The organism is Stenotrophomonas sp. YIM B06876, assembly GCF_030711595.1.
In the GTDB taxonomy this organism is placed as follows: Bacteria; Pseudomonadota; Gammaproteobacteria; order Xanthomonadales; family Xanthomonadaceae; genus Stenotrophomonas.
Window position 1 is genome coordinate 1 of the sequence record NZ_JAUJUJ010000333.1, and the last position, 923, is coordinate 923.

The 923-nt window shown below is 67.1% G+C and carries 1 protein-coding gene and 1 pseudogene; both read right to left on the minus strand.

Annotated elements, in window-relative coordinates:
* A pseudogene (locus QZH66_RS17100) lies at positions 1-415 on the minus strand (indolepyruvate ferredoxin oxidoreductase family protein); the annotation flags it as partial.
* Positions 367-923 (minus strand): thiamine pyrophosphate-dependent enzyme (locus QZH66_RS17105; protein ID WP_305807045.1); only part of this gene is annotated, 557 nt, incomplete at its 5' end. The pseudogene QZH66_RS17100 and the gene QZH66_RS17105, both read right to left, overlap by 49 nt.

Sequence of the window (923 nt, forward strand, 5' to 3'; positions counted from 1 at the left end):
GCACGGTGACGAAGCTGGGGCAGAAGCCCTCGATGCAGCTGAAGTCCTTGTTGCAGGAGCTCTGGTTGATCTTGCGCTTGCGGCCAAAGGGCGTGTCCATGGGTTCGATCGAGAGGCAGCCCGAAGCCTTGGAACAATCGCCGCAACCCTCGCAGACCGCTGCATTGATGAAGCTGCGCTTCTGCGGGTCCTCCCACTTGCCGCGCTTGCGCAGGCGCCGTCGCTCGGTGGCACAGGGCTGTGCGTACACGATCACCGACAGGCCAGGGTATTCGCGGTAGCGCGCCATCACCGCATCCATCTCGGAGCGGTGCAGCACCGGCGCCCCTGCGTCTGCGTAGCGCTCCGGCTCGTCGGTCACCACAGTCACTTCCTGCACGCCTTCGGCGCGCAATTCGGCCACCAGGGCGGGCACCGAGAGCNATCCATCTCGGAGCGGTGCAGCACCGGCGCCCCTGCGTCTGCGTAGCGCTCCGGCTCGTCGGTCACCACAGTCACTTCCTGCACGCCTTCGGCGCGCAATTCGGCCACCAGGGCGGGCACCGAGAGCTCGCCTTCGATGGGCTGGCCACCGGTCATCGAAACGAAGCCGTTGACCAGGATCTTGTAGGTCATGCGCGCCTTGGAGGCGAGCGCCTGCCGGATCGCCAGCAGGCCCGAGTGGTAGTAGGTGCCGTCGCCCATGTTGGCGAACACATGGGGCTCGCTGGTGAAGCGGTGCTGGCCGACCCAGAGCATGCCCTCGCCACCCATCTGAGTGAACGTCGGCGGCGTTTTGGCGGGGTCGTTGAAAACCGCCATCGTGTGGCAGCCGATACCGACGATGGCGCGGGAGCCGTCGGGGACGCGCGTGGACCGGTTGTGCGGGCAGCCCGAGCAAAAACCAGGGTTGCGCGAGGGCGAGCCGGGGTTGGGCACCCCCG